The organism is Modestobacter sp. VKM Ac-2986 (assembly GCF_026967795.1).
GTDB lineage: Bacteria > Actinomycetota > Actinomycetes > Mycobacteriales > Geodermatophilaceae > Modestobacter.
Genome location: NZ_JAPVBH010000003.1, coordinates 169,548 through 190,854, shown reverse-complemented (window position 1 = coordinate 190,854; position 21,307 = coordinate 169,548). Strand labels below are relative to the sequence as shown.

17 protein-coding genes are annotated in these 21,307 nt (G+C 74.6%); 10 read left to right on the top strand and 7 right to left on the bottom strand.

The annotated features are described in order from the left end of the window. Positions 1-87: 87 nt before the first annotated feature. Together O2W14_RS08825 and O2W14_RS08820 are read left to right on the top strand one after the other, a co-directional pair. The gene (locus tag O2W14_RS08825) at positions 88-2,925 is read left to right on the top strand and encodes a DEAD/DEAH box helicase (protein ID WP_269175708.1); all 2,838 of its coding nucleotides are present in this window, start codon (positions 88-90) and stop codon (positions 2,923-2,925) included. A gap of 56 nt (positions 2,926-2,981) precedes the next feature. Further along, the gene (locus tag O2W14_RS08820; protein ID WP_269175707.1) at positions 2,982-3,782 is read left to right on the top strand and encodes a DUF4333 domain-containing protein; all 801 of its coding nucleotides are present in this window, start codon (positions 2,982-2,984) and stop codon (positions 3,780-3,782) included. Positions 3,783-3,795: 13 nt separating this feature from the next. Here the strand turns inward: O2W14_RS08820 and O2W14_RS08815 are convergent, their stop codons facing one another. Then, complete coding sequence (locus O2W14_RS08815) at positions 3,796-4,704, bottom strand: 5'-3' exonuclease (protein WP_269176169.1); 909 nt, start codon at positions 4,702-4,704, stop codon at positions 3,796-3,798. Positions 4,705-4,779: 75 nt separating this feature from the next. On the opposite strand from O2W14_RS08815, the gene O2W14_RS08810 reads away from it, so the two are divergent. The 3 genes from O2W14_RS08810 (at position 4,780) to O2W14_RS08800 (ending at position 8,627) form a co-directional block, all read left to right on the top strand. Continuing rightward, positions 4,780-5,928 carry a M24 family metallopeptidase gene (locus O2W14_RS08810; RefSeq protein ID WP_269175706.1) on the top strand — a complete coding sequence of 383 codons (1,149 nt, stop codon included), beginning with the start codon at positions 4,780-4,782 and terminating at the stop codon, positions 5,926-5,928. Continuing rightward, positions 5,903-6,385, top strand: a complete 483-nt coding sequence (locus tag O2W14_RS08805) for an Lrp/AsnC family transcriptional regulator (protein WP_269175705.1) — start codon at positions 5,903-5,905, stop codon at positions 6,383-6,385. The genes O2W14_RS08810 and O2W14_RS08805 overlap by 26 nt, the downstream gene beginning before the upstream one ends. 106 nt (positions 6,386-6,491) lie before the next feature. Continuing rightward, positions 6,492-8,627, top strand: coding sequence for an intein-containing Rv2578c family radical SAM protein (locus tag O2W14_RS08800; protein WP_269175704.1), 2,136 nt, complete (start codon positions 6,492-6,494; stop codon positions 8,625-8,627). 4 nt (positions 8,628-8,631) lie between these two features. On the opposite strand, the gene O2W14_RS08795 is transcribed toward O2W14_RS08800, so the two are convergent. Continuing rightward, positions 8,632-9,486 carry a hypothetical protein gene (locus tag O2W14_RS08795; RefSeq protein ID WP_269175703.1) on the bottom strand — a complete coding sequence of 285 codons (855 nt, stop codon included), beginning with the start codon at positions 9,484-9,486 and terminating at the stop codon, positions 8,632-8,634. Between the two features lie 1,266 nt (positions 9,487-10,752). Here O2W14_RS08795 and O2W14_RS08790 point away from each other — a divergent pair. After that, on the top strand, positions 10,753-11,613 hold the full coding sequence (locus O2W14_RS08790) for a lysophospholipid acyltransferase family protein (RefSeq protein WP_269175702.1): 861 nt from the start codon (positions 10,753-10,755) through the stop codon (positions 11,611-11,613). A gap of 7 nt (positions 11,614-11,620) precedes the next feature. Here O2W14_RS08790 and O2W14_RS08785 read toward each other — a convergent pair whose 3' ends face one another. Next, positions 11,621-13,045 carry a lipase maturation factor family protein gene (locus O2W14_RS08785; protein WP_269175701.1) on the bottom strand — a complete coding sequence of 475 codons (1,425 nt, stop codon included), beginning with the start codon at positions 13,043-13,045 and terminating at the stop codon, positions 11,621-11,623. A 10-nt stretch (positions 13,046-13,055) separates the two neighbouring features. Continuing rightward, a complete protein-coding gene (locus tag O2W14_RS08780; protein ID WP_269175700.1) occupies positions 13,056-13,568 on the bottom strand; it encodes a GNAT family N-acetyltransferase in 513 nt (170 codons plus the stop codon). Between the two features lie 94 nt (positions 13,569-13,662). On the opposite strand from O2W14_RS08780, the gene O2W14_RS08775 reads away from it, so the two are divergent. The 4 genes from O2W14_RS08775 (at position 13,663) to O2W14_RS08760 (ending at position 18,538) form a co-directional block, all read left to right on the top strand. Next, positions 13,663-14,682, top strand: coding sequence for an L-erythro-3,5-diaminohexanoate dehydrogenase (locus tag O2W14_RS08775; RefSeq protein ID WP_269175699.1), 1,020 nt, complete (start codon positions 13,663-13,665; stop codon positions 14,680-14,682). Beyond that, a complete protein-coding gene (locus tag O2W14_RS08770) occupies positions 14,679-16,196 on the top strand; it encodes an amidohydrolase (RefSeq protein WP_269175698.1) in 1,518 nt (505 codons plus the stop codon). The genes O2W14_RS08775 and O2W14_RS08770 overlap by 4 nt, the downstream gene beginning before the upstream one ends. Before the next feature lie 113 nt (positions 16,197-16,309). Then, the gene (lnt, locus tag O2W14_RS08765; RefSeq protein ID WP_269175697.1) at positions 16,310-17,905 is read left to right on the top strand and encodes an apolipoprotein N-acyltransferase; all 1,596 of its coding nucleotides are present in this window, start codon (positions 16,310-16,312) and stop codon (positions 17,903-17,905) included. A gap of 120 nt (positions 17,906-18,025) precedes the next feature. Further along, positions 18,026-18,538 (top strand): FxsA family protein, encoded by a 513-nt coding sequence (locus O2W14_RS08760; RefSeq protein ID WP_269175696.1) that lies wholly within the window; start codon positions 18,026-18,028, stop codon positions 18,536-18,538. A gap of 120 nt (positions 18,539-18,658) precedes the next feature. On the opposite strand, the gene O2W14_RS08755 is transcribed toward O2W14_RS08760, so the two are convergent. From O2W14_RS08755 to O2W14_RS08745, 3 genes are all read right to left on the bottom strand, one after another. After that, positions 18,659-19,003: an RNA polymerase-binding protein RbpA gene (locus O2W14_RS08755; protein ID WP_269175695.1), complete on the bottom strand. Its 345-nt coding sequence runs from the start codon at positions 19,001-19,003 to the stop codon at positions 18,659-18,661. 185 nt (positions 19,004-19,188) lie between these two features. Continuing rightward, the gene (locus tag O2W14_RS08750; RefSeq protein WP_269175694.1) at positions 19,189-19,932 is read right to left on the bottom strand and encodes a thymidine kinase; all 744 of its coding nucleotides are present in this window, start codon (positions 19,930-19,932) and stop codon (positions 19,189-19,191) included. Beyond that, complete coding sequence (locus tag O2W14_RS08745) at positions 19,929-21,293, bottom strand: MFS transporter (RefSeq protein ID WP_269175693.1); 1,365 nt, start codon at positions 21,291-21,293, stop codon at positions 19,929-19,931. Before O2W14_RS08745 ends, O2W14_RS08750 begins: the two co-directional genes overlap by 4 nt. Positions 21,294-21,307: the final 14 nt, after the last annotated feature.

Here is a 21,307-nt window from a genome sequence, read left to right as displayed (position 1 = left end):
ACACCCCCGTGGGCGGCCTCCGGACGACGTCCGGCGACGCTCCGAGGTGAGCGGGTGGCGAAAGCGGAGAGCGCCTAACGTGGGGGCATGTCCAGCCCGGCCGAGCGGTACGCGGCTGCCCGCCGCCGTTCCGCACACCCCACCCTGTCGGACTTCACCGCCGAGCTCGGCTTCTCCCTGGACCCCTTCCAGGTCGAGGCGTGCGAGGCGCTGGAGGAGGGCTCCGGCGTGCTCGTCTGCGCCCCCACGGGTGCGGGGAAGACCGTGGTCGGGGAGTTCGCCGTCCACAAGGCCCTCCAGGAGGGCCGCAAGGCCTTCTACACGACGCCGATCAAGGCGCTGTCGAACCAGAAGTACAGCGACCTGTGCGAGCGCTACGGGGCCGACCGGGTGGGCCTGCTGACCGGTGACAACGCCATCAACGGCGATGCGCCGGTGGTCGTGATGACCACCGAGGTGCTGCGCAACATGCTCTACGTCGACTCCCCGGCGCTGACCGACCTGGGCTACGTGGTCATGGACGAGGTGCACTACCTCGCCGACCGGTTCCGCGGCGCGGTCTGGGAGGAGGTGATCATCCACCTGCCCGAGCACGTCCGGCTGGTGTCGCTGTCGGCGACGGTGAGCAACGCCGAGGAGTTCGCCGACTGGCTGGTCACCGTGCGCGGCGACACCCGCGTGGTGGTCAGCGAGGTGCGCCCGATCCCGCTGTGGCAGCACATGCTCGTCGGCGGGCGGGTGTTCGACCTGTTCGCCCTGCGCCCGGCAGCGCACGCCGGGGAGTGGGAGCAGACCCCGCGCGGGCTGTCCACCCGCGAGCGCGGCCGGGCCGTGGTCGACCCGGAGCTGGTGCGCTACGTCCACGAGCAGGAGCGGCGCTTCGACTCCTGGCACGGGGGCGGGGGCACCGGCCGCAACGGCTTCGGGTCCAAGCCGCGCTACTCACCGCCCTCCCGGCCCGACGTCATCGAGCGGCTGGACCGCTCCGGGCTGCTGCCGGCGATCACCTTCGTGTTCAGCCGCAACGGCTGCGACGCCGCGGTGCACCAGTGCCTGGCCTCGGGGCTGCGGCTCACCGACGAGAGCGAGCGCGCCGCCATCGCCGAGATCATCGACCGGCGCACCGGGGCGCTGCCCGACGAGGACCTGCACGTGCTCGGCTTCTGGGAGTGGCGCGAGGGGCTGCTCGCCGGGTTCGCCGCCCACCACGCCGGCCTGGTGCCCGCGTTCAAGGAGACCGTCGAGGAGTGCTTCGTCCGCGGCCTGGTCAAGGCGGTGTTCGCCACCGAGACCCTCGCCCTGGGCATCAACATGCCCGCCCGCACCGTCGTCCTCGAGCGGCTGGTCAAGTGGAACGGCGAGGCCCACGCCGACGTGACGCCGGGGGAGTACACCCAGCTCACCGGCCGGGCCGGGCGCCGCGGCATCGACGTCGAGGGGCACGCCGTCGTCGTCTGGGGCCCCGGGGTCGACCCGGCCGTCGTCGCCGGGCTCGCCAGCACCCGCACCTACCCGCTGCGCTCGTCGTTCCGGCCCAGCTACAACATGGCCGTCAACCTGGTCGGTGCCTTCGGCCGGGAGCACGCCCGGGAGCTGCTCGCCTCCTCCTTCGCCCAGTTCCAGGCCGACCGCTCCGTCGTCGGACTGGCCCGGTCGGCGGCCCGGCACGAGGAGGACGCCGCCAAGCTGGAGGCCGAGGTGCGCGGCGGCCTGACCGACGCCGTGTTCGACGTGGCCGGCTACGCGAAGCTGCGCAGCGAGATCTCCCAGCGGGAGAAGGCGCTGTCCCGGGACTCCCAGGCCAAGCGCCGCGCCGACGCCGCCGAGTCCCTGGCGGCGCTGCGGGCCGGGGACGTCATCCGGGTGCCCAGCGGACGCCGGCAGGGCCTGGCCGTCGTGCTGGACCCGGGCCTGACCGAGCTGGCCGACCCCCACCCGCTGGTGCTCACCGAGGACAAGTGGGCCGGCCGGCTGGGCTCGACCGACTTCCCGACCCCGGTGACCGCGCTGACCCGGGTGCGGGTGCCCAAGAACTTCAACCACCGCAGCCCGCACGCCCGCCGCGACCTGGCCTCCACCCTGCGCAACGCCCGCACCGAGAACGACCTGGGCGCCCGCCGGACCCGGGGTCGCTCCGGCGCCGACGACGACCCGGTGCTGACCGACCTGCGGCACGCGCTGCGCGCCCACCCGGTGCACGGGCTGCCCGACCGGGAGGAGCGGGTGCGCGCCGCCGACCGCTGGCTGCGGGTGCTGCGCGAGGCCGAGCAGCTGCGCCGCCAGATCGCCGAGCGCACCGGCTCGCTGACCGCGCAGTTCGACCGCACCTGCGACGTCCTCACCGAGCTGGGCTACCTCGCCCCCGAGCCCCCGGCCACCTCCCCGGACGCCGACGAGCACCCCGAGCTGGTGACCGACGCCGGACGGCGGCTGGGCCGGATCTGGTCGGAGACCGACCTGCTCACCGCCGAGTGCCTGCGCGCCGGCGCCTTCCGCGGGCTCACCCCCGCCGAGCTGGCCGGGGTGGTGTCCGCGCTGGTGTTCGAGGCCCGCCGGGACACCGTCGCCCAGCCGTCGGTGCCGGCCGGCAAGGTCACCGCGGCGCTGGCGGAGATGCGCCGGGTGCACGAGCGGCTCGCCGACGTCGAGCGGGACCACGGGGTGCCGGTCACCCGCGAGCTGGACCTCGGCTTCGTGTGGGCGGCCTACCGCTGGGCCGACGGGCAGACCCTCGACCGGGTCCTCGCCGGCGCCGAGGCAGCCGGCACCGAGCTGTCCGGTGGGGACTTCGTCCGCTGGGCCCGCCAGCTCATCGACCTCCTCGACCAGCTGGCCAAGATCGCCGACGAGCCGCTGGCCGGCATCGCCCGGTCGGCGGTGGGCCGGGTGCGGCGCGGGGTCGTGTCGGCCTCGGTCACCGGGTAGGGCACGATCGCCGCGCGCGCCCCGCAGCGGGGCCGGGCCCAGGACGAGGAGCGACGATGAGCCAGCCGCCGCAGGACCGGGACCGGCCCGACTGGACGCCGTGGGACCGGGAACCCGACGAGCCCGGGCAGCAGGCCCACGGTGAGCCGGCCGGTCCCACCGACCGGGCGGCGGCACCGGGCTGGGGCCCGCCCTCACCGCAGTACGGCCAGCAGCCGTACGGGCAGCCCTCGCCGTACGGGCAGCAGCAGGGCCTGCCGCCCCAGCAGTACGGGCAGCACCCGCAGTACCCGCCGCCGCAGTACGGGCAGCCCCCTCGGTACGGGCAGCAGCAGGGCCCACCCGCGTACGGCCAGCCGCCCCACTACGGGCAGCCGCAGCAGTACCCGCCCGCCCAGTACGGCCAGCCGCAGTACGGCCAGTACGGCCAGTACGGCCAGTACGGCCAGCCGCAGCACGGGCAGCCCGGCCAGTACGGGCAGCAGGCCCACGGTCCGTTCCCCGGCCAGCCGCCGGCCGGCTGGGGGCAGCCGCCCGAGCCCGCCGGCCGACGCCCGCAGCGACGGCTGGCGCTGCTGGTCGGGCTCCTCGCCCTCGTGGCCCTGGTCGTCGCCGGGGTCGCCCAGGGCTCCGGCCTCGGCGGCACCCGGCTGGACCCCGATGCCGTGCAGCGCGACGTCGCCGAGCAGTTCGAGGAGCTGGAGGGCGTGGCGCTGGAGCTGCGCTGCGACGAGGAGATGACCGTCGAGGTCGGCCGCAGCTACCGGTGCCAGGGCCGCACCGCCGAGGACGAGCGGGTCACCGTGACCCTCACGCTCACCGACGACGAGGGCGCCTACACCTGGGCGCCGCGCTGACCTGCTGCCGCGCTCAGTCCTGCGGCCAGTCCAGCGCCGCGCCCAGCCGGCGCACCGAGGACTCCAGACCGTGCTCGGCGGCCAGCGCGGCGAGCGCGTCGGGGTCGGCGGGGTGCCGCGGCAGGGCGCCGTCCACCGGGGGCAGGTCGATGCCGGTGACGACGGCGACCACCTCCGGTGCGGCGTCCAGGTAGTCCCCGGCCGCCTGCAGCTTCTTCAGCACCGCGGCGGTGAGCGGCGCCTTCGGCACCACGGTGCGGGCGACGGCGGCACGGATGCCGGCCAGCGAGCCGAACTCGTTGATCAGCGCGGCCGCGGTCTTCGCGCCCACCCCGGACACCCCGGGCAGCCCGTCGCTGGGGTCACCGCGCAGGACGGCGAAGTCGGCGTAGCTGCGGCCGGGGATCCCGTAGCGGTCGGCCACCGCGGCCTCGTCGACGAAGTCCAGGTCGTTGATGCCGCGGGCGGTGTACAGGATGCGCACCCCGCGGTCGTCGTCCACCAGCTGGAAGAGGTCCCGGTCGCCGGTCACCACGTCGACCGGGCCGCGGGCCCGGGTGGCCAGCGTGCCGATGACGTCGTCGGCCTCGTACCCGGGCGCGCCGACCCGGGCCAGCCCCGCCGCGGCCAGGACGTCGACCAGCACCGGCACCTGGGGGGCGAGCTCCTCCGGGGTCTCCTCCCCGCCCTCGGGGGCGACCCGGTGCGCCTTGTAGGTGGGCAGGGCCGCCACCCGGAACGCCGGCCGCCAGTCGTCGTCCCAGCAGGCCACCAGGCGGGCGGGTGCGTGGGCGACGACCAGCCGGGCGGTCATGTCCAGGAAGCCCCGGACGGCGTTCACCGGGCGCCCGTGCGGGCCGGTGACGGTCGTGGGCACCCCGTAAAAAGCGCGGTAGTACAGGCTCGCCGCGTCCAGCAGCATCGTGGTCACGCGGGGACGGTAACGGGACGAACACGGGCGGCGGTGGTCGTCACATCGGCTGGCTAGTCTGCCGACGTGTCCGCCACCCCCGCTCCCTCGTCCCCCCTGGTGTCGGTCGACCGGGTGCACGCCGCCCGCGCCGTGGCCGACGAGCTCGGCATCGACGTCCTGATCGTCACCCCCGGCGCCGACCTGCGCTACCTCATCGGCTACGACGCCCACGCCATGGAGCGGCTGACCGCGCTGGTCGTGCCGCGCCGGGGCGAGCCCCTGCTGGTGGTGCCACGGCTGGAGGCGCCGATGGTGGGCGCCTCGCCCGCCGGCGCGCTGGGCCTGGAGCTGCTGGCCTGGGACGAGACGGACGACGCCTTCGCCGTGCTGGCCGCCGCGGTCACCGTCCGCCTGGGTGCGGCCCCCACCCGGGTCGCCGTGGGCTCGCGCACCTGGGCCGAGCACGCCCTGGGCGTCCAGCAGGCGCTGCCCGGCTCGGTGCTGGAGCTGGCGAGCCCGGTCATCGACCGGCTGCGGATGGTCAAGACCCCGGCCGAGGTCGACGAGCTGGCCGCCGCGGGTGCGGCCATCGACCGCGTGCACGCCCGGATGGAGGAGTGGCTGCGTCCCGGGCGCACCGAGGCCGAGGTGGGCGCCGACGTCGCCGCCGCGATCCTCGCCGAGGGCCACGTGGCCGTGGACTTCACCATCATCGCCTCGGGACCGAACGGGGCCAGCCCGCACCACGAGCTCTCCGACCGGGTCATCGAGGCCGGCGACCTGGTGGTGGTCGACATCGGTGGGCGCACCGCCAGCGGCTACCGCTCCGACTGCACCCGCACCTACATCGTCGGCGGGATGGCCGCCCGGGGGCTCAAGGAGTGGTTCGCCGTCCTGGAGCGCGCCCAGGCGGCCGCGGTCGCCGCCGTCCGCCCGGGGGTGACCTGCGCCCAGGTCGACGCCGCGGCCCGCGAGGTCATCACCAAGGCCGGGTACGGCGAGCACTTCGTGCACCGCACCGGGCACGGCATCGGTCTGGACACCCACGAGGCGCCCTACGTCGTGGCCGGCAACGACCTGCCGCTGGAGCCGGGCATGGCCTTCTCCGTCGAGCCCGGCATCTACCTCGAAGGGCGCTACGGCGCCCGGATCGAGGACATCGTGGTCTGCACCGACGACGGCGTCCGCGTCCTCAACAACCGTCCCCGTGGCCTCGTCGAGCTCGGCGCCTGAGCCCGGCGGCCAGCCGGCGGCACCCGACGTCGACCGGGCGCTGCTGGCCGCGCTGAGCCGGGACGGGCGGGCCAGCTACACCGAGCTGGCCGAGCTCGTCGGGCTGTCGGTCTCCGCGGTGCACCAGCGGGTGCGCCGGCTGGAGCAGCGTGGGCTGATCACCGGCTACGCCGCCCAGGTCGACGCCCGGGCGCTGGGCCTGCCGCTGACCGCGTTCGTCTCCATCACGCCCATCGACGTGGGCCACCCCGACGACGCCCCGGCCCTGCTCGCACACCTCCCGGCGGTCGAGGCCTGCCACGCGGTCGCGGGGGTGGAGAGCTACATCCTCAAGGTGCGGGTGGCCGGCCCCGACGCGCTCGAGGCGCTGCTGCACGAGATCCGCGCCGTGGCCAACGTCAGCACCCGGACGACGGTGGTGCTCTCGACCGCCTACGAGAACCGGCCGCCGGTCTGAGAGGACCCCCTCGCCCCGCACCACTCGCAGGCTCGTGGCGGGCCCCCGCGAGGGGGCCGTCGAGCTGGCGCTCGACAGGGGTTCGAACATGTGTTCGGATGGGTGCATGCGCTGGGACGCCCAACGGCTCGACCTCGACGAGCCCACGACGCTGCCCGGGCTGCCCGACGTCCGCGGGTTGCTGCGCAGCGTGCAGGTGCCGGAGTTCCCCGGCCTGACGTTCCACGAGGTGCGGGCCAAGAGCGCGCTCAACGCCGTCCCCAAGGACTCGGCGATGCCGTTCGGTCACACGATCAACCCCTACCGGGGATGCAGTCATGCGTGTGTCTACTGCCTGGGCGGCGACACGAACGTGCTCATGGCCGACGGCCGTCAGGTGCGGATCGCCGATCTGCGGGTGGGCGACCGGATCATCGGCACCGAGAAGCGAGGGAACTACCGCTTCTACGTCGAGACCGAGGTGCTGGCGCACTGGTCGACGGTCAAGCCGGCTCATCGGGTCACCCTGGCCGACGGGACGACGCTCGTCGCCAGCGGTGACCACCGCTTCCTCACCGGCCGCGGGTGGAAACACGTGACAGGTGCGACCTCCGGCGCCGACCAGCGGCCGCACCTGACCACCAACGACACGATGCTGGGCTTCGGGAAGTCGGCTCCGACGACGCCCGTCTGTGCTGATTACCGGACGGGCTATCTGTCGGGCATGGTCCGGGGTGACGCCCACCTGGAGGTCTACAGGTACCAGCGGGCCGGACGGGTCCACGGGGACCAACACCGGTTCCGGTTGGCGCTCACGGACGTCGAAGGGCTGCGGCGATCGCAGGACCACCTGGCGCAAGCCGGCGTCGAGACCGACTGGTTCGAGTTCTCCCCGGCGACCGAGCGACGTCGCGCCCTGAGCGGCATCCGAACGTCGTCGGCAGCTGCCGTCGCCGCGATCGTCGACCTGGTGGCGTGGCCAGAGCGCCCGAGCGCCGCCTGGCAGCGCGGCTTCCTCGCGGGGGTCTTCGATGCCGAGGGCAGCCGGAGCAGGCACGTCTTGCGCATCACGAACACCGATCCCGAGATCCTCACTCGCGTCCGGCAGTGTTTCGCGACCTTCGGGTTCGGCACCGTCCTCGAGGACCGCGGACGGCCGAACGGCCTGTGTGACGTCCGGCTGCGCGGTGGGCTGCGCGAGCACCTCCGCTTTCTCCATCTGGTCGACCCGGCGATCCGGCGGAAGTGTCAGGTCCAGGGCACTGCCATCAAGAGCGACGCCGATCTCCGCGTGACCTCGATCGCGGACCTGGGCCTGGAGATGCCGATGTTCGACATCACCACCGGCACCGGAGACTTCATCGCCAACGGCGTGGTCAGCCACAACTGCTTTGCCCGGGGGACGCACGAGTGGCTGGAGCTGGACAGCGGCGCCGACTTCGACCAGCAGATCGTGGTCAAGACCAACCTCGTCGACGTCCTGCGCCGGGAACTGGCCCGTCCGTCCTGGAAGCGGGAGCACGTCGCGCTGGGCACCAACACCGACCCCTACCAGCGCGCCGAGGGCCGGTACCAGCTGATGCCCGGCGTCATCGATGCCCTGGCCCGCTCCGGCACGCCGTTCTCCGTCCTCACCAAGGGCACGCTGGCCCGGCGTGACGTGCCCCGGCTGGCCGCCGCCTCCCGCGACGTCCCCATCGGCATGGGGGTGTCGATGGCCATCTGGGACGACGACCTGCACCACGCCCTGGAGCCCGGCGTGCCCACGCCCCGCGCCCGGCTGGAGCTCGTGCGGGCTATCACCGACGCCGGGCTGCCGTGCGGGGTCTTCCTCGCCCCGGTCCTGCCCGGGCTCACCGACTCACGGGAGCACCTGGCGGCCGCGATCGGGGCCATCGCCGCCGCCGGCGCCACCGGGGTGACCGTCGTCCCGCTGCACCTGCGCCCCGGCGCCCGCGAGTGGTTCACCAGCTGGCTGGCCCGCGAGCACCCCGGCCTGGTCGGTCGCTACAAGCAGCTCTACGGCCGGGGCGCCTACGTGCCCGCCGAGTACCGCTCGTGGCTGGCCGCCCGGGTCGCGCCGCTGCTCGCCGCCCACGGCCTGGACCGGGCGAGCGGGGGAGCGGCGCGCGGCATCGGCGCGGACGGCACGCTCGGCCTGCCGGGGGACTCGGCGGCGTCCTTCCCGGCCGGCAGCCTGCCCGATCGCGCACCGGTCACGCCGGTGGTGCACGAGGAGCCGGAGCAGCTGTCGCTGTGCTGAGGCCTCAGTCGGACTCCCGGGCTTCCCGGGCCGCCCGCCGCACGGCGCGCTCGGCCCGCACGGCCCCCCGGGGCGCCACCGGCTCCACGCCGCTGCTGAGCACCAGCCGCCGGTAGGAGTCGTAGGACAGCCGCGCGTAGTGGGTGGCCAGCGACTCCGCCGTCGCGGTCTGCGAGGGGGCGGCCGAGGCCTGCAGCTGCAGCGCGGTCCGGACGGCGTGCTTGGTGAAGGTGACCTGGAGGGCCTGCGTGGACAACTGCCCGCCCACGTGCGACGTGGGGCCCGGCCCGCGCCGCAGCGCCGGCAGTACCCAGGGACTGGCCTCCAGCGCCGGGAAGCGGTTGCGCACCTCCTCCCAGGCGTGCCAGGCGGTGAGCGCACCGGGCACCGCCCAGTCGCCGTCGTCGGTGGACACCAGCAGCCGGCGGGTGGTCGCCTGCACCTGCTCGCGGCGCAGCGAGCGGAACTGCCCGACCGTGCCCGGCCAGCCGAGTGCGATGGCGCACCAGGCGACGGTGCGCAGGTGCTCGGGCGCCTCACCCCGGACGCGGGTCAGCTCGCGCAGGTCCAGGGTCACCGGGTCCGGCTCCGGGGTGCGCGGCTGGGGCATCTGCAGACCGCCGTAGCGGGCCACCTTCGTGTAGAGCGCCACGGTGGCCGGTTTCCAGTCACGGGCCGCCGCCAGGGGCTCCAGACCGGCGTGCGCCAGGTCGTCGGGGCCGAGGTCGAGCTCGAGTGCGACCTCCATCAGCCGCCGCCACTGGTCCTGGTAGCCCAGCGGCGCACGCAGCCGGTTCCAGCCGCGGACAGCCGGCGGCGACGGCATGTCCGGCAGTGCAGGGTGGAAGCCCTCGGTCATGCCTCCATCATACCGTTATCCCCAACTACCGGCCCGATACACGCCGGCGCAGACCGCTCGCCGGGGGAGTGGGTGGCGGACCGACCACTGAGCACCTCGCACCGGGGTCGCTGGTCTTCCACGGGTCCGAGGGGTGGCACGCTCGCGATCAGCGAGCCGCCGCAGAGCCCGTACGACACGGGACGACGACAGCCGTACCCGCTCCTGCGGTCACGGACCGGTCGACATCCGCGGCGCACCTGATCGCCTCGCCGCTTCGGTTGTCCGTTATCCCCAACTGTCCGCCGCGAACGCGGTAGGGAAGACCGAGCAACGACGGGGGAGCGGCTCCCGGGTCGTCCGCCGCCGAGTGGGGAAGGCGCCGCCGGGTCGGGACCCCAAGACGAGCGCGGGGGAGTGAGGGTCCCGGGGCCGGTCAGTCAGCTGCCGGGAGGTCGAACGCAGGGCAGTCGTCGGCGAAGCGTCACATCGACAGAGGCGGACCAGCCGCGATGAGGCAGGAGAGGACCCCGACCCGTTCCGGCTGGTCCGCCGGCATGAGTGAGTCGACTCGGGGAGAACGCCCACGAACAAGCCCTTCTGCGCCGTTATGCACAACAACAGGGACCCATCACACCGGTGGTCGCGTCGCACAGCGGCGCCCTACGGGCGCCGACGCAGCAACCGCCACCTCCCATCGTTCGGCCGCCACGAGCGGGGACCGGCTGTCAGGGACTTGGACCCCAAGGGCTCTGAGGTCAGGGGCTCTGAGGTCAGGGGCTCTGAGGTCAGGGGCTCTGAGGTCAGGGGCTCTGAGGTCAGGGGCTCTGAGGCCAGGGGGCTCTGAGGCGTCGACGGGCCCTCGGACTCGCAGGACGACGCCCGGGGCGTGGGCGGCAGGGCAGGGGCCGAACGCCGGCCGAGGGCGGGGGCGTGCGTGGGCTGGCCAGGCCGGCTGCTCCACCACAGGGGACACCGCCTGCGCACGGCCACCGTCGAGTCGCCCAGCCGGGCGGCGGCAGCGCCTCGTGCCCAGCTCACCGGTCGGCCGAGGGAGGGTCGGATGGTGAGCAGATCTGCCGATGTCCTGGTCGGCGACTGCGTCGAACCCCTCTTCGCAGCCGCCCCGGACACTTGCACCGTTATCCCTAACAAACCACATCGTCAATGCACAGGAAAGACAAAGACCGCTCCAACCAACCGAGGCGACGGGTCAGGCGCCGCCTCGAATGTCAGCTGGAGGACGCACGGCACGGCCACCTGCGGCGTTGGCTAGGGTCCGCTGTCATGTACACGGCCAGCTGGGGTGACGTCGTCCGCCGCGACCTGTTCGGCGCGCACCCGGACCCGCGCGACCGCCCGTACCGATTCGTCATCCGGGTCGCGTTGATCGTCTTCCGGCTCTTCCGCTTCCGGTTCGACGTCCGCGGCCAGGAGCACGTGCCCACCAGCGGGGGCGCGATCATCTGCAGCAACCACGTCAGCTTCCTGGACTTCACCTTCCTCGGGCTGGCTGCGCTGCCCCAGCACCGGCTGGTCCGGTTCATGGCCAAGGCCTCGGTGTTCGGCCACTGGTTCTCCGGCCCGTTCATGCGCGCCATGCAGCACATCCCGGTCGACCGCGCGGCCGGCACCGCCGCCTTCGAGGCGGCCGTGGCGTCGCTGAAGGACGGCCACGTCATCGGCGTCTTCCCCGAGGCCACCATCAGCAGCTCGTTCGTCGTCAAGCAGCTCAAGGCCGGCGCAGCCCGGATGGCCGTCGACGCGGGCGTGCCGATCCTGCCGGCAGCCGTCTGGGGCGGTCAGCGGATCGCCACGAAGCGGCAGAAGGTCCGGTTCCGCCGGGACGTGCCGGTCACCGTGATCATCGGCGAGCCGATCGTGCCCGAGCCGGGGGAGAAGGTGCAGGCCGTGCTCCGTCGCACCAAGGCGGCGATCGAGACCCTGGTCGAGGAGGCACAGCGCACCTACCCCGACCAGCCCGCCGGCGCCGACGACCGCTGGTGGCTGCCCGCGCACCTGGGGGGCACCGCCCCGACCCCGGAGGTGGCCGCGGTGCTGGACGACCGGAACGCCGCCGGCCACCGGGTCGTCGTCCCGAAGGTGGGGCGGGTGGCCCGGGTCCGCACCCGGCTGACCCGCCGCTGACGGGCGCTCAGCGCACCCGCTGGCCGACGTCATCGGGGGTGAGCGGGCCGACCAGCTCCCGTTCGTGGGTGCGGTGCCAGAACGCGCCGGTCGCCCGCCGCTCGGCGCGGGTGGTGAACCGGTAGCGGTAGACCAGCACCCGGACGGCGGCCGGCCGGTCGCTGCCGAACGGCGCGGACCGGAGCAGCCGCAGCGTGGCCGGGTCCGCGGCCAGCAGCCTGCCCAGGAACGGCACCAGCCAGGTCCGGCCGTAGGCCGGTGAGAGCGCCACGAACCACATCAGCCAGTCCAGCCTCAGGTGATAGGGCGCCCACTGCGGCGGGCGGCGGTGCACGTCGCCGGGCTTGCCGCGGAACTCGTACTCCCGCCACTCGGCGTCCGGTCCGAGGGAATCGGTGGCCTCGACGACCAGCTCACGGCGCACCTTGCTGACCGACCCGAACGCCCCGTAGCTGTTGACCAGCCGGAACGGGTCGAAGCTGGTGTTCATCTGCTGCTGGGGCGAGAGCAGGTTGCGCACCGGGCCGATGCTCAACACCGCCACCCCGGCGGCCACGACGATGCCGACCACGGTGAACCAGGTGGGCGACGACAGCTCCGCGGGCCGGTCGAACGGCAGCCACCGCCCGTCGAGCAGCGACAGGCCGAGGACCAGGGTGAGCGCGTTGAGCCAGGCGAAGTTGCCGCTGATCAACAGGTAGCCCTGGGTGACCACCATGACGGCGGCCGCGATCCCGCAGATCGGCTGGGGCAGCAGCAGGCCCCACACGACCACCAGCTGGGTGCCGTGGTTCGCCAGCGTCTCCACCTTGTGCAACCGCGGGCTGAGCCGGTGGAACCACCAGCTCAGCGGGTTGGGCATCGGCTGGGTCTCGTGGTGGTAGGCCAGGCAGGTCAGGTCGCGCCAGCACCGGTCGCCGCGCATCTTGATCAGCCCGGCGCCGAACTCGAGCCGGAACAGCAGCCAGCGCAGCAGCCAGATGCCCAACGTGGGGGGCGCGACGTGCGCCGGCCCCAGGAAGACGGCGAGGAACCCGGCTTCGAGCAGCAGCGACTCCCAGCCGAAGCCGTACCAGATCTGCCCGACGTTGACGATCGACAGGTAGAGCGCCCACAGCACCGCCCACAGCGCCATCCACCCGGCGATGGGCAGCCGGTCGGCGAAACCGGCGAGCGTCGCGGCCGACAGGACGATCCCGGTCCAGCAGACGGCGCTCAGCAGCCGGTCGGAGAACCGCAGTCGGAACAGGCTCGGCGCGGTGCGCCAGGACGTGGCGCGCAGGAACCGGGGCACGGGCGTCAGGCCGTGGGTGCCGATCAGCGCCGGAGCCTGCCGCAGTGCGGCGACGAAGGCCAGCAGGTAGACCAGCGCCAGGCCGCGGGTGAACAGCAGCCGGCCGGCCCAGGCGCCCGGGTCGGAGAACCAGTCCACGGCGTCCTCCTCAGGCCGTCGGCGCCTCGAGCCGGAAGGACTCCAGCTCCGTCCCGTACCAGTGGGAGGTGCGGCCCAGCGGCTGCATCCCCAGCCGCCGGCACACCGCCAGCGAGGGCTCGTTGCCCGGCCGGACCACGGCGTAGACCTCCAGCAGCCCCTCGTCGAAGGCCCGGTCGACGACCGCCCGCGCGGCCTCGGTGGCATAGCCGTGGCCCCAGCTGTCCGGGTGCAGGTGCCAGCCGACCTCGACCTCCCCGACCCCGTTGGGCAACGGCTTGAGCAGCACCGTGCCCGCCGGTGGCCCGCCGTCGAGCCGGTCGAGGGCCCAGCAGCCGTGCACCGGGTTCAGCTCGTGCACGAGCCGCCAGCGCTCGACCAGCTCCGCGGGCGGCACGGTGGGCGGACCACCGAGCCAGCGGGTCACCTCGTCGCGGCCGTAGACGTCGGCCAGCCGGTCGAGGTCGGCGGGCGCGGTGGTCCAGGCCCGCAGTCGCAGCCGGTCGGTGCACAGCAGCTCCACCCGGGAGAGCTACCGCCGTCCGGCCGCGGGGAAACGCGCGCTCGGGGACGATGGGCACCCCGGGCGCGGGCCCGGGACGACGGAGGGACTCCACGTGCTCGACAGCGTGCTGCACCGCAGCCTGGGCGTGCACCGGGCGCTCGACCCGGTCGGGGTGCTCCCCGCAGCGGCCCGGCGGCTGGACGCCGATCCCCGGCTCGCCCCGGACGAGGTGCGGGTCGACGTGCACCGCATCGACCTCGACGCCGCGACCTGGGACCCCCGCGAGCACGGTGCCGACGGCGCCGCGGTGCGGGCCGCCGTCCTGGCCGGCATCGAACGCGACGGCAAGCTCGACCTCGGCCCCCGCGGCATGGTCGTGGGCGTCGTGGACGAGGCCGGCCTGGACTCACCGCTGGGCCTGCAGGCCGGGCAGCGGGTGGCCACGCTCGTCCCGCTGACAGGCGTGCCGCTGCGGGTCACCGACGGCCTGGCCTCCTGGGACGGCGTCAGCCGGCACGTGCCGACGACGGGGACGGCGGTGCTGTTCGCCCGCTCGATCGCCGCCGTCCTGCCCGAGGACCTGCCCCAGGAGACGGCCCTGGCGGTGCTGGAGGTCTGCGGCGCCCCGGCGGCCACCGAGCGCGTCGTGCACCGGTCGGGGCACCGTCCCTCCGTCGCCGTCCTGGGTGCTGCCGGCCGGGCCGGGTGCCTGAGCCTGGCCGCCGCCCGGGACGCCCGCGCCGGCCGGCTGGTGGGCGTGGTGACCACCGAGGCCGACGCCGCCGAGCTCCGCGCGGCCCGGCTCGCCGACACCGTGGTGGTCGCCGACACCACCGACCCGCTGGCCGTCGCCGCCGCCGTCGGGGAGCCGGTCGACGTCACCGTCGTCTGCGTCGACGCCCCCGGCGCCGAGCAGGCCGCGGTCCTCACGACGGCCGACGGGGGCACCGTGGTCTTCTTCTCCCCGGCTCCCGCCAGTCAGGCGGCGGCCGGAGCAGCCGAGGGGATGGCGACGGACGTGACGATGCTGGTTGGCAACGGCTACACGCCGGGGCACGCGGCCCTGGCCCTGGACCTGTACCGGCGGACGCCGGGCGTGCAGGCGATGGTCGACGCGCGGACGGCGCGGTGAGCGGGCTGCTCGTCACCGACGTCACCGTCGGGGACCGCCCCGGCCGGGCGGTGCACGTCGAGGCGGGACGGATCAGCTGGGTGGGTGCCGCCGCCGACGCCCCGCCCGCCGACCGGCTCCTCGACGGCGCGGGCGCGCTGCTCACCCCGGCGTTCGTCGACGCCCACGTGCACGCCACGGCCACCGGACTGGCGCTGACCGGCCTGGACCTGCACCCCGCGGCCAGCCTGCGGGACGCCGTCGCGCTGCTGGCCGCCCAGACGGCGGCCGCACCCACCGGCACCGTGCTGGGCACCGGCTGGGACGAGACCGACTGGCCCGAGGGCCGCGGACTGACCCGCGCCGACCTCGACGCCGTGGTCGGGGACCGGCCGGCCTACCTGGCCCGGGTCGACGTCCACTCGGCCACGGTCTCCACGGCCCTGCTGGACCGGGTCCCCGGCGTCACCGCCCTCCCCGGGTACAGCCCCGACGGGCGGCTGCGGCTGGACGCCCACTCCGCGGCCCGCAACGCCGCCTACGGCTCGGTGCCGGCCGACCAGCGCCGCACCGCCCAGCGCGCCACCCTGGCCGCCGCGGCCGCCCTGGGCATCGGCACGGTGCACGAGATGGCCGGCCCCGAGGTCTCCAGCGCCACCGACCTCGCCGAGCTGCTCGAGCTGGTCGCCGGGACGCCGGGCCCGCGGGTGGTCGGCTACTGGGGGGAGCTGTCCGAGCGGGGTGGGCTCGACGTCGTCCGCGAGCTCGGGCTCACCGGCGCCGGGGGCGACCTGTTCTGCGACGGGGCGCTGGGCTCGCACACCGCGGCGCTGTCCCAGCCCTACACCGACCGCCCGGACACCTCCGGGTCGCTGCGCTTCGAGCTGGGGTCGCTGGTCGAGCACGTCCGGGCGTGCACCGCGGCCGGGCTGCAGGCCGGCTTCCACTGCATCGGCGACGCCGCCGTCGACCAGGTGCTGCACGCCGTGGCCGCCGTGGTCGAGGAGCTGGGTCGCGACGCCGTCCGGGCCTGCCGGCACCGGCTGGAGCACGTGGAGATGGTCGGTGAGGCCGCCATCGACCGGATGCGCCGCTTCGGCATGGTCGCCAGCGTCCAGCCCGCCTTCGACGCCACCTGGGGCGGGCCGTCCCGGATGTACGCCGAGCGGCTGGGCGCCGACCGGGTGGCCGGGGTCAACCCGCTGGCCGACCTCGTCGACGCCGACGTGACCGTCGCGCTCGGCAGCGACGCCCCGGTGACCCCGCTGGACCCCTGGGGCGGGGTGCACGCCGCGGTCGACCACACCACGCGCAGCTCGGGCATGCGGCCCTTCGACGCCTTCGACGCCGCCACCCACGGCGGGTGGGCGGCCGCGCGCTCCGAGCACCCGGAGGGCCCCCTGGCCGTGGGCGCCCCCGCGGACCTGGCCCTGTGGTCGACGGGGCAGACGCTGTCCGCGGTGCTGGCCGAGCGGGGCAGGCCGGCCTGCCGGCAGCTCCTGGTGGCCGGCGAGCCGCTGCTGCCCGGCACCTGAGGCCCGGCGGCCGCCGCACCCGGGACGGGACGTCGGCCGGGGACGGCGCGGCGGGTGGGATGCTGGTCGGCGGCGGTCCGAGCGCGGACCGGCCACACGAGCAGGAGGTGGGCGTGGCGTCAGCGGTCTCGACCGGCCCGGTCGACGCGGGCACGCCCGGCGTCCCGGCCGAGCAGCGGCGGCGCTCCCGGGTGCGGTGGCCCTGGCGCACCGCCCTGGCCGCCGCCGGTGGCCTGGCGCTGTTCCTCGCCTTCCCCGGCCACGACCTGTCCCTGCTGGCCGTGCTGGGCCCGACGGCGCTGGCCCTGGCCGTCCGCGGGCAGCGGGTGCGCGGCGGCGCCTGGCTGGGGCTGGTCCTCGGCCTGGCGTTCATGCTGCCGCTGCTGTCCTGGACCGGCATCTACGTCGGCGTCTTCCCGTGGCTGGCGCTGGCGGTGTTCGAGGCGCTCTACTTCGCCCTGCTCGGTGGAGCCGCGGCTGCGGTGTCCCGGCTGCCGGGCTGGCCGCTGTGGGCCGCTGCGCTGTGGGTGGCCGACGAGGCGCTGCGCGGCCGGGCGCCGTTCGGCGGGTTCCCCTGGGGGCGGCTGGGCTTCAGCCAGGCCGAGGGCCCCTTCACCGCGCTCGCCGCGTACGGCGGCGTCCCGCTGGTCAGCCTCGCCGTCGCCCTCACCGGCACCCTGCTGGCCGCTGCCGTCCTCGCCGTCCTCCGGCACCGACCGGGACGACGGGCGGCGGTGCTGGCCCTGGTCGGCGTCCTCGCCGTCCCGCTGGTCGGCACCCTCGCCGGGCTGCCGCTGGCCGGCTCCTCGCTCACCGAGGGCGGCCCGACCCGCACCGTGGCGGTCGTCCAGGGCAACGTGCCCCGTGCGGGGCTGGACTTCAACGCCCAGCGCCGGGCCGTGCTGGACAACCACGCCGGCCGGACCGTCGCGCTGGCCGAGGCCGTCGCCCGCGGTGAGGTGGCCCGGCCCGACCTGGTCATCTGGCCGGAGAACAGCTCCGACATCGACCCCTACCGCAACGCCGACGCCGCCGGGGTCATCAGCGGCGCCGCCCGCGCCATCGGGGTGCCGGTCCTGGTCGGCGCGGTGGTCGAGGGGCCGGGCGAGAAGGTGTCCAACACCGCCATCGTCTGGGACCCGGTCACCGGGCCGGGTGACACCTACGTCAAGCGCCACCCGGTGCCGCTGGCCGAGTACGTGCCCTACCGCTCCTTCTTCCGCTTCTTCAGCGAGAAGGTCGACCTGGTGCGCCGGGACTTCGCCCACGGCACCGGGGTCGGCACGCTGGACGTCGGCGGTGCTCGGGTCGGTGACGTCATCTGCTTCGAGGTCGCCTACGACGGGCTGGTGTCCGACGTCGTCGACGCCGGCGCCGGGATGATCGTCGTGCAGACCAACAACGCCACCTTCGGGTACACCGACGAGAGCGTCCAGCAACTGGCGATGAGCCGACTGCGCGCGGTCGAGTTCGGGCGCACCGTCGTGGTCGCGGCCACCAGCGGGATCAGCGCGATCGTGGCGCCGGACGGCACCGTCGTGCGCGAGTCGGCGCTCTACACCGCCGACACCTTCGTCGAGCCGATCGCCCAGCGCGACCAGCGCACGGTCGCCGAGCGCCTTGGTGCCACCCCGGAGTGGGTGCTCACCGCCCTGGCCTCGGGTGCGGTCCTCGCCACGGTCCTCCGGCGTCGCCGGCCGGTGGCCTGACCCGCCGGTACGCCGGCAGCGGACGGCGGGAGCACGATCGCCGTCCCGCTCGTTGCACCTGGTGACGATCCCGTGCGGGAGGCAGGTCCACTGCTCCCCGGCGGGCGGAGGAGGACACGCATGGCCACCACCTACACCCCGGTCCGACGCCGGCCGTCCCGGCTGCGGACGCTGATCGGTCTCGGCGCGCTGGCCGAGGTCGTCGTCTACGTCCTGGTCGCCTCGTGGATCGGGCTGGGCTGGACGCTGCTCGCCACCCTGGCCACCAGCGCCCTGGGCGCCGCGCTGCTGGCCCGGCAGGGGCGGGCGGCGCTGGGGGAGCTGCGGCTGCGCGCGCAGGAGCACCGGGCACCTGGCCGCGCGCTGGGGGACGCCGGGCTGGTCGCCCTCGGTGGGCTGCTGATGGTGCTGCCGGGCTTCGTCGGGGACCTGCTCGGGCTGCTGTGCCTGCTGCCGTTCACCCGCGCCCTGCCCCGGGCCGTCCTCGGCCGGGTGCTGCTGCGCAACCTGCCCGACCGGCTGCGCGGCCCGGTGCACGTGCGCTCGGTGCGCACCGAGACGGTCACCGGCCCGGCCGAGCCCTTCCGCGCCGGCCCGGCCACCCGGGTCATCGAGGGCGAGGTCGCTCCCTGACGGAGCACCCCCAGACGTAGAACGGCCCCGGTGGGAGGTCCCACCGGGGCCGTTCTGTCGGCCCCGCTGCAGGGTCCCGCCGCGAGCTCGCTCGTGGTGGGGGGCAGCGGGGTCCTTCTGCTAGCTGGCGCGGGTCCGACGCCCCTTGAGGACCTCGAGGCGCTCGGCGAGGACCTCCTCGAGGTCGTCGACCGAGCGGCGCTCCAGGAGCATGTCCCAGTGCGTGCGCGGGGGCTTGACCTTCTTGGGGGCCGGCTCGGCGCCACCGACGAGCTTGGCGGCCGAACCGTCGTACTTGCACTCCCACGTGTCGGGGAGCTCGGCGTCATCGGCGAAGGGCACCGTGACGAGGTGCCCCTGAGCGCACCGGTACTCGGCGTACTGCCGCTCGATGGGCGCGGTGTTGCGCTCGGTCTCGTAGCTCACGCTGCCCAGTCGGCTTCCACGCAGGGATCGCTCGCCCATGGCACACCGTCCTCTCGTGCTGATGTAGGTCGTTACAGGACTGCCCGGACCACCGCACGCTCACGCGTCCGGTGCGGGTGTCTAGGGAGATGAACGACAGGAGAATGCAAAGGATTCCGTGTCGGCAGTGGTCGATCATCGCATGGGGTGGTGTTCCAGCACTCGTCCACCCCGGACGAGGGAGCTCAGCGCAGCGACAGCTGCCCGGGACCGGTCGGGGTGGGCTCGAGCTGGCCGCGGCTGTAGTGGCCCCGGCAGAGCACCTGGTAGCGCACGGCGGCCCCGCCGGGGTCGGCCTCGGCACCGGCCAGCGGCGCCGGCGCGGTGTCGGCGACCACCACGGTCGCGCCCTCCCGCACCATCGCGCCGTCCACCACCCGGGCGTTGAGCAGGCCGGGCAGCCCGCACCAGCACAGCACCTCGACCTGGACCCGCTGGACGTCGTCGGCCAGCTCGAACAGCCGCTGCGTACCGGGGAAGAGCCGGGTGCGGAAGTCGGTGGTGAGCCCGAAGGCGTAGACGTCGACGTGCGAGGTGTCCACCAGCTCGGCGAGCTGCTCCACCTGGGCGCCGGTGAGGAACTGCGCCTCGTCGACGATCAGGTAGTCCACGCGGTGCCCGGCGGCCCAACGGTCACGCACCAGCAGCCGCAGGTCGGTGTCGCCGTCCAGCTCGACCGCCTCCCGGCGCAGCCCCACCCGGGAGCTGATCTGCGGGGTGCCGGACCGGTCGCCCTGGGTCAGCAGCAGCCCGTGCCGGCCCTGCCGGGTGTGGTTGTGGTCGACCTGCAGGGCCAGCGTGGACTTCCCGCAGTCCATCGGACCGTGGAAGAACACCAGGTGCGCCGGCGCCGGGTGCCGCCGGCGGTCACCGGAGGCGGGGACGACGGAGGGGCCGGCGAGGTCGGCGGCGGGTGGTACGGGGGTCACAGACGCTCCGGGGGTGTGTTGCCGGCCTCGACGATGGCGCGGCGCATGTCCAGCCGGGCGAGCAGGACGCCGCCCACGACGAAGAACACGACGAGGCTGATGATCGCGTACCGGTAGGAGTCGGTCAGCTGGTAGGTCAGGGCGAACAGGAACGTGCCCAGCCAGCTCGTCCCGCGGTCGGAGATCGTGTAGAAGCCGAAGTACTCCGCCTCCTTGCCCGGCGGGATCAGCTGGCTGAACAGCGACCGGGACAGCGCCTGGGTGCCACCGAGCACGAACCCGATGACCACGGCCAGCAGGTAGAACTGCACCGCCGCGCCGGGGGTGAGGAAGCAGGCGGCGACCAGGACGCCGACCCAGACCAGCAGCGACCACAGCACGGTGCGCTTGGCCCCGGCGGACTCCGCGATCCGGCCCATGCCGCGGGCGCCGACGAAGGCGACCACCTGGACCAGCAGGATCGCCGACACCAGCGTGGTCTGGGACAGCTCCAGCTGCTCGGCGCCGAACTGCGCCGAGACGGTGATGACGGTCTGCACCCCGTCGTTGAACAGCAGGTACGCGCCCAGGAACCACAGCGTGAGCCGGTACTGCCGCATGTCGCGCAGGGTGGTGCGCAGCTGCCCGAGGCTGGCCCGGAACGCAGCCCCCGTGGAGGGCGCGACGTCCCCGGACGGCGTGCGGTTGCGCAGCAGGGCCACGCTGACCACGGCGAAGGCCGCCCACCACACACCGGCCGACGCCAGGCAGATCCGCACCGCGTCGGACTCGGTGAGGCCGAAGGACTCGTACTGCGTGTACAGCGCCAGGTTCGCGGCCAGCAGCAGCGCGCCGCCCAGGTAGCCCAGTGCCCAGCCCCGGCTGGAGACGGCGTCCCGCTCGTCGGGGCTGGCGAGGTCGGGCAGCCACGAGTAGTAGACGACCGTGGCCGCACCGAAGGCGATGTTGGCCACGATGAACAGGCCCGAGCCCAGCAGGTAGCCGCTGCCGGAGACGAAGAACAGCGCCATCGTGGCCAGCGACCCGACCAGGGTGGAGGCGGCGAGCAGCTCCCGCTTGCGCCCCGAGCGGTCGGCCACCGCACCGGTCAGCGGCAGCACGATCACCTGCAGCACCACCGACAGCGACACCACGTACCCGAAGAGGCTGCCCGGGGGCATGCTGATGCCCAGCGGGTGGATCCGGCCCTGGTCGTCGGCGGCCGCCTCGGCCACCGAGGTCAGGTACGGGGCCAGGAAGACGCTGATGACCGTGGTGTTGAAGGCCGACATGGCCCAGTCGTAGGAGTACCAGCCGGCGCGCTCGCGGCGCAGCGCACGGTCGGGCTGGGGGGCGGACTCGACCTGAGGGACGGCGCTCACCGGCGCAGCGTGTC